At 73.1% G+C, this 5,368-nt stretch carries 6 protein-coding genes; all 6 read left to right on the forward strand.

What is annotated here, in order from left to right:
* Nucleotides 1-604, forward strand: a 604-nt coding sequence (locus AC08OQ_RS17360; RefSeq protein ID WP_476612209.1) for a signal peptidase II, incomplete at its 5' end; no start/stop codon positions are given.
* Entirely contained in the window at nt 585-1,526 is a 942-nt protein-coding gene (locus AC08OQ_RS17365) for an RluA family pseudouridine synthase (RefSeq protein WP_476601704.1), read from the forward strand. The genes AC08OQ_RS17360 and AC08OQ_RS17365, both read left to right, overlap by 20 nt.
* A complete protein-coding gene (locus AC08OQ_RS17370) occupies nt 1,523-2,584 on the forward strand; it encodes a hypothetical protein (protein WP_476601703.1) in 1,062 nt (353 codons plus the stop codon). The genes AC08OQ_RS17365 and AC08OQ_RS17370 overlap by 4 nt, the downstream gene beginning before the upstream one ends.
* Before the next feature lie 191 nt (nt 2,585-2,775).
* Nucleotides 2,776-3,420, forward strand: coding sequence for a DUF6308 family protein (locus tag AC08OQ_RS17375; RefSeq protein ID WP_462188889.1), 645 nt, complete (start codon nt 2,776-2,778; stop codon nt 3,418-3,420).
* Nucleotides 3,421-3,469: 49 nt separating this feature from the next.
* A complete protein-coding gene (locus AC08OQ_RS17380) occupies nt 3,470-4,432 on the forward strand; it encodes an ABC transporter ATP-binding protein (protein ID WP_476601702.1) in 963 nt (320 codons plus the stop codon).
* A gap of 13 nt (nt 4,433-4,445) precedes the next feature.
* Complete coding sequence (locus AC08OQ_RS17385) at nt 4,446-5,348, forward strand: ABC transporter permease (protein WP_462188888.1); 903 nt, start codon at nt 4,446-4,448, stop codon at nt 5,346-5,348.
* Nucleotides 5,349-5,368: the final 20 nt, after the last annotated feature.

Consider the following 5,368-nt stretch of genomic DNA (forward strand, 5'->3'; position numbering starts at 1 on the left):
GCCCACGAAGCCCTCGGCCCCGCCCGGGGGGTCGGCGCCGGTACCGCGCGGGCGGGACGAGGCTCGCCCGACCGCCGGTTCCCGCCGGGCGGTGGCCACGCTGACGGTCGCGGCGGCGATCGTCCTGCTGTCGGACATCATCACCAAGCACGTCGCGGTGGCCACCCTGTCCGACCGGGGGCCTGTCGAGGTCATCCCCGGCCTGCTCGACCTGGAGCTCACCCGCAACTCCGGAGCGGCCTTCAGCCTCGCGGGCGGCGCGACGGTGCTGCTCAGCCTGGTCGCCCTGGCCGTGGTCGCGGTGGTGGTGTTCACCGCCCGCCGGCTGCGGTCGGTGGGGTGGGCTCTCGTGCTCGGCGCCCTACTCGGCGGGGCGCTGGGCAACCTCGCCGACCGCATCTTCCGCGCGCCGGGTCCCCTGCGCGGTTACGTCGTGGACTTCGTTCACCTCCACTACTGGCCCATCTTCAACGTGGCCGACTCCGCGATCGTCTGCGGCGGCGTGCTCGCGGTCATCCTGTCCCTGCGTGGCGTGGGTCTGGACGGCACGCGCTACGCCGAGCATCAGCCCGTCGGCGGGGGCAGTGACCATCACGGGCGGTGACCTGCGGTCCCTACCGGTCCCGGACGGGCTCGACGGCGTCCGTCTCGACGCGGCGATCGCGAGGATGTTCGGGCTGTCGCGGACCGTGGCCGCCGCGCTCGTCGACGACGGCCAGGCGAGCCTTGACGGGAAGGTCCGGGGCCGGTCCGACCGGGTCAGCGGCGGTGCCTGGTTGGAGGTCCGGCTGCCCGCCGCGCCGCGTCCGGTGGCGGTGGAACCCACGCCGGTCGAGGGTCTCGGCATCCTCTACGACGACGACGACATCATCGTCGTGGACAAGCCGGTCGGGGTCGCCGCCCATCCGGCGCCCGGCTTCACCGGACCGACCGTGATCGGGGCGTTGGCGGCCGCGGGATACCGCATCTCCACCTCGGGCGCGGCCGAGCGTCAGGGGGTGGTGCACCGTCTCGACGTCGGTACCACCGGGGTGATGGCGGTCGCCAAGAGCGAGCGTGCGTACACCCTGCTGAAACGGGCGTTCCGTGACCGTGCGGTGGACAAACGCTACCGGGCCGTGGTGCAGGGCCATCCCGATCCGCTGCGGGGCACCGTGGACGCCCCGATCGACCGGCATCCGCGCCGGCCGGGGCTGTTCGCCGTCGTCGCGGACGGCAAGCCGAGTATCACCCACTACGATCTCCAGGAGGCGTTCCGGGCCGCCTCCCTGCTGTCCGTGCGGTTGGAGACCGGGCGCACCCACCAGATCCGGGTGCACATGTCCGCCCTGCGGCACCCGTGCGTCGGGGACCTCGCCTACGGGGCCGACCCCACGCTCGCCGAGCGGCTCGGCCTGACCCGCCAGTGGCTGCACGCGGCGCAGCTGTCCTTCGATCATCCCGGTCACGGCGGACGGGTCGAGTTCACCAGCCCGGACCCGGCTGACCTGGCCGAGGCGGTGGAACGACTGCGGGACCAGCCATGACGGAGCCGGTGACGCTCGGGGAGGCGACCTCGGCGCCGGTGCCCGCTCCCGCGGCACCTGGGGGAGCGGTGCCGGCGCAGGCCCCCGCCGGCCGGGGGTGGCCCACCGTGCGCCCACCGGTCCACGAGCTGGGGGCGCTGCTCGATCGGGTCGACGCCCGCACGCTGCCGGCGACCTCTCGCGCGATCGCGATCGTCCGGGCGCGGATGGTGGGCCTGGCGGCGCGGGAGATCGGTCGGGTCCGCCGGACCCGGGACCGGGCCCGTCCCTTGCCTGCCGGCTCCGACGACGATGACGGTCCGCCGGCCCTGCTCGACGTGGCCGGAGTCACGCCCGGCGGGGTGGTGGAATGGGGCGTCCGGATGCTTGTCCTCGGACTCGTCGCGTTGATCGTGGTGAGCGCAACGGCCGCGATTCTGCAGGGCGTCGATCATGCTCCGTCGTCCGGACGGTCCTCCCCGGCGACCGGGGAGGCGCCGACGTCCGCGAACCAGCCGGCGGCGCCCGACCAGCCGGCGGCGCCCGTGTTGCCCGTGGTGACGATCGGCCCCGGGCCGAACGACCCGGTCGCCGACTACCTCGGCGCCAGCCGGCAGAACCTCGCGTCGCTGACCTCGGCCGCCCCCGGCGCCGATCTTTACGCCGTGGCCAGTCTCACCGCGCCCCGCACCCCCGCCGACCTGCTCGAGGTGTTCGGCGACTTCCGGACCGTGCAGGTGTTCTTCACCGCCGGTATCGGGGGTGAACAGGAGCAGGCCCTCGTGCGCGATCCGGTGGCCGACGTCCGGGCCGCCTTCGGGTCGGCGGCGGCCCAGGCGGACGCCCGAGCCGCTGCCGACACGCAGGTCGGCGACACTGCCGCCGCCGACCGCGAGCGGCGAGCGGCGAGCGATCTGCGGGCCGGGTGTGGATGTCTGTTCGCCGCGGTGGTCCGCGCCCCGGCCGGCCGGCTCTCGCAGCTCGAAACCGATCCTCGGGTGCGGGTGGTGGACCCGGCCCCACCGGGAAGCGGGCCGCCGGGTATGAGATTCATCCCACTGTCCCCGGACCGTCGCTGACCCGGTCGAGACCGTCCGCATGATCGGACGGTGTGCCGGGCACGGGTGGCGGACGGTGACCGTTCTGGCGTGGCACCCGACCCCTGCGCCATCGTCGACCGGGACAGGAGAAGATGAGGGGGGAGACCGGCTTCGTCACCTGGGGTTGCGACCGGCCGGGGAGTTCACGGATCATGATGAGGAGACCCAGGTTGAAGCTGGCGAAGGGCACCCGGGAGGTCTTCGACGCGGAGAGCCTGCTCGAGGAGTACCTGGGGCCGCGCAAGCGAGGTCTGCGCTACGCCTACCCGTACTACGACGGCCTGGTCACCAATAGTGATCCGGATCTGCTATGCACCGGGGATCTCCTGGCCCCGTGCCTGCTCGGCGTGCATGTGGACGTGGATCGGATGCACACGCTCACCGCACTGATGCCGTTGCTACAGCGGGCGTTGGACAGGCTTCCTCCCGGCATCGAGCTCATCGAGGCCGACGAGGTCACCCTCGATCTGGTCGCCGCGCTCTACGACCCCCTCGACGACCCGGACGTCTCCGACCGGGACGTCAAGGGCTCCCTCATCGCCAAGGTGCTGCACCGCAAGCGGCCCGCCCTGGTCCCGTTGTTCGACTCCAAGGTGAGGATCTTCTACCAGCACGAGGACTGCGTCCCGCCGTCGCCGCGGGACGGGCGGTCCTGGCGGCAGTACATGGGCCTGCTCATCCGCGCGATGCAGTACGACCTGCGGGAGAACGCCGAGGAGTTCCGCCGGCTCGGGGCGCTGGTACCCGTCGCGGGTCCCCCGATCACCCCGCTGCGGATGCTCGACGTCGTGGTGTGGATGAGCAGCGCGGTATGATCAGCGCCCGTCGCCGGCCCGGGACCATCGACCGGATCCGACTGCGACAATGGTCGATGTGTTGAGCTACGCGGTCCGCGGGCTCACCCGGCGGCACGGGACGGGTGAGCATGCCGTTCTCGCCAATGATCGGATCGATCTCGACGTCCGGCAGGGCGAGGTGTTCGGGGTGCTCGGGCCGAACGGCGCCGGGAAGACCACGCTGGTCCGCCAGTTGATGGGTCTGCTGCGGCCGGACGCGGGCACGATTACCCTTTTTGGCCGCGACGTGCTGGCTGCCCGCGGTCTGCCGGCCCGGCTCGCCGCCTACCTGGGTCAGGATGATCTCGCGCTGGCCGAGCTGCCGGTCGCCACGGCCGTGGCGACCACCGCCCGCATGCGCGGCGTCCCCCGCTCCGCCGTGCGGGCGGTCCGTGACGCCGTGCTCGGCGAGCTTGGTCTGGAGGCGGTGGCGCATCGCCCGCTGTCGAAGCTGTCCGGTGGGCAACGCCGGCTGGCGTGTGTCGCCACCACCCTGGTGGGGGACCGGCCGATGCTCGTCCTCGACGAGCCAACCACCGGCCTCGACCCCGTCGCCCGGCGGGCCGTGTGGTCGGCGCTGCAACGTCGCCGGGACACCGTCGGTGTCACCGTCGTGCTGATCACGCACAACGTCCTCGAGGCGGAGTCGGTGCTCGACCGGGTCGCCGTCCTGGACGCCGGGCGGGTGATCGCCTACGACACTCCGGGCCAGCTCAAGGCATCGTTGTCCGGTGACGTCCGGCTCGACCTCGCGTGGCGCCACGACCCGCCCGCGGACGATCCCACCGTCGCGATGTTGGCCGCGCTCGCCGTGGTCAACGGACGGCGGTGGACCATCCGGTTGGCTCCGGCCGCGGCCCGTGACGCCCTCGGCCGGTTGACCGCCGGCCCGGCGTTCGCCGCGCTGGACGATTTCAGTCTCGCCACTCCCTCGCTGGAGGACGTGTACCTCACCCTCGGCGGCGGGTCGCGGGACCTGGAGCGCGCATGATCGTGATTTTCCGGTGACCGTCGTTCCGGACGCGCTCGGGGCATCCGGTGGCGGGGCATCCGGGGTGCCGGCGCCATCGGTCGTGGATGGCCGCCCGCTTCCCGCCACGCGGCCGGCGCCGGCCTCCGCCCCGCCGAGCAGCGCCCCGCTGGCCCCGCCGCAGCTGCCGCCGTTGACGTCGTTCCGCACCGCGTTCGGTGCGGTCTACCGCGGGCAGCTCGCCCGCTCCAAGGTGGGACGGATCCCGCTGCTGTTCGTCGCGTCGTTCCAGTCGGTCGGGATCCTCGTGCTGCTGCGCGGGATTCTCGACGTCGGCGACACCACGGCCGCCGGGCAGGTCGTGGCGGGTTCCACGGTGCTCGTGGTCGCCTTCGTCGCGTTGAACCTGCTGGCCCAGCGGTTCGGGGCGCTGCGGGCGTCCGGTGCCCTGGACTACTACCTCACGTTGCCGGTGCCCGGCGTCGCGGTGGTGCTGGGCACGGCGGCCTCATATGCGACCTTCGCGGCGCCCGGCACCGTCGTCACCGCGGTGCTGGGGGCGCTGCTCTACGGGCTGCCGCTGTCTGGCCTGTGGCTGCTGCTGCCTGTCGTGGCCCTCGCCGGGATCTGCCTGTCCGGGCTCGGGGCGGCGGTCGGCCTGCTCGCTCCTCGGTCGGAGCTCGCGACCGTCGCCGGCCAGCTCGGAATGAGCATCGTGCTGTTTTTCGGTGTGATCCCCTCCGGCCGGCTGCCCGAGGTCGGCCGCTGGGCGCGGGACGCGTTGCCCAGCAGCTACGCGGTGGACGCCCTCGCGGCCGCCTTCCAACCCGGCGTCGACTGGGCGAAGGTGGTCCTCGACCTCGGGATCTGCGCCGCCGTCGGGGTGGTGACGCTGTCTGTCGCGGCGGTGGCGCTGCGCCGTGTCGGCACGTCCTGAGGGCGTCATAGTTAGCAGGA

The sequence above is a fragment of the Frankia sp. CcCS3 genome, assembly GCF_977927575.1.

Coding starts and splice junctions, on each gene's coding strand:
- AC08OQ_RS17370 (WP_476601703.1), top strand. CDS start 1,523: ATGACGGAGCCGGTGACGCTCGGGGAGGCGACCTCGGCGCCGGTGCCC.
- AC08OQ_RS17380 (WP_476601702.1), top strand. CDS start 3,470: ATGGTCGATGTGTTGAGCTACGCGGTCCGCGGGCTCACCCGGCGGCAC.